The organism is Arthrobacter sp. 35/47, from assembly GCF_000520475.1.
Taxonomy (GTDB): Bacteria; Actinomycetota; Actinomycetes; order Actinomycetales; family Micrococcaceae; genus Arthrobacter_D; species Arthrobacter_D subterraneus.
Genome location: NZ_KI914620.1, coordinates 15,740 through 16,999 on the forward strand (window position 1 = coordinate 15,740; position 1,260 = coordinate 16,999).

General features: G+C 66.0%; 1 protein-coding gene and 1 pseudogene. Both read left to right on the forward strand.

The window, feature by feature from the left end; translation table 11 throughout:
• Positions 1–126: 126 nt before the first annotated feature.
• A pseudogene (locus X803_RS0116220) lies at positions 127–606 on the forward strand (malto-oligosyltrehalose trehalohydrolase); the annotation flags it as partial.
• 150 nt (positions 607–756) lie between these two features.
• The coding region (locus X803_RS20725) for an alpha-amylase family protein (RefSeq protein ID WP_035779522.1) at positions 757–1,260 on the forward strand (504 nt) is incomplete at its 3' end.

Sequence of the window (1,260 nt, forward strand, 5' to 3'; positions counted from 1 at the left end):
GTCGTACTCCCGGAAGGAAGCTACAGCTGCGCAATCACCGGCACCGGCTTCGAGGGTGGGCCGGTGCCCGCGGGTCGCCTGTTCGAGACCTACCCTGTGGCACTTCTCGTAAAGGAGGAAGCGTAAATGAGTTCGAGGTTTGATGTGTGGGCGCCCAAGGCGCAGTCCCTGACGCTCGTGGCCGATGGTGAGCAGTACCCCATGACGTCCCGGAGCGGCGGTTGGTGGGAAGCACCGGGTGCCCCGGCTGACGGCGACGTGGACTACGGGTACCTCATCAACGGCTCCGCTGACCCGGTGCCGGATCCGCGTTCCCGCCGGCAACCGGAAGGCGTGCATTCACTCTCCCGCACGTTCGACGCCGGAGCCTACTCCTGGGGGGACAGCGGCTGGGCTTCACCCGGCCTGGACGGGAACGTCATCTATGAGATGCACATCGGCACCTTCACGCCGGAGGGCACGCTGGACGCTGCGATCGGCAAGCTCGATTATCTTGCCGGTCTCGGAGTGCAGTACGTCGAGCTGCTCCCGGTCAACGCCTTCAACGGCACCCACAACTGGGGCTACGACGGCGTGCTCTGGTATGCCGTCCAGGAAACCTACGGGGCCGGCGGCTGGCGGGACACCGCCGTCGTACTCCCGGAAGGAAGCTACAGCTGCGCAATCACCGGCACCGGCTTCGAGGGTGGGCCGGTGCCCGCGGGTCGCCTGTTCGAGACCTACCCTGTGGCACTTCTCGTAAAGGAGGAAGCGTAAATGAGTTCGAGGTTTGATGTGTGGGCGCCCAAGGCGCAGTCCCTGACGCTCGTGGCCGATGGTGAGCAGTACCCCATGACGTCCCGGAGCGGCGGTTGGTGGGAAGCACCGGGTGCCCCGGCTGACGGCGACGTGGACTACGGGTACCTCATCAACGGCTCCGCTGACCCGGTGCCGGATCCGCGTTCCCGCCGGCAACCGGAAGGCGTGCATTCACTCTCCCGCACGTTCGACGCCGGAGCCTACTCCTGGGGGGACAGCGGCTGGGCTTCACCCGGCCTGGACGGGAACGTCATCTATGAGATGCACATCGGCACCTTCACGCCGGAGGGCACGCTGGACGCTGCGATCGGCAAGCTCGATTATCTTGCCGGTCTCGGAGTGCAGTACGTCGAGCTGCTCCCGGTCAACGCCTTCAACGGCACCCACAACTGGGGCTACGACGGCGTGCTCTGGTATGCCGTCCAGGAAACCTACGGCGGGCCCGAGGCCTACCAGCGCTTC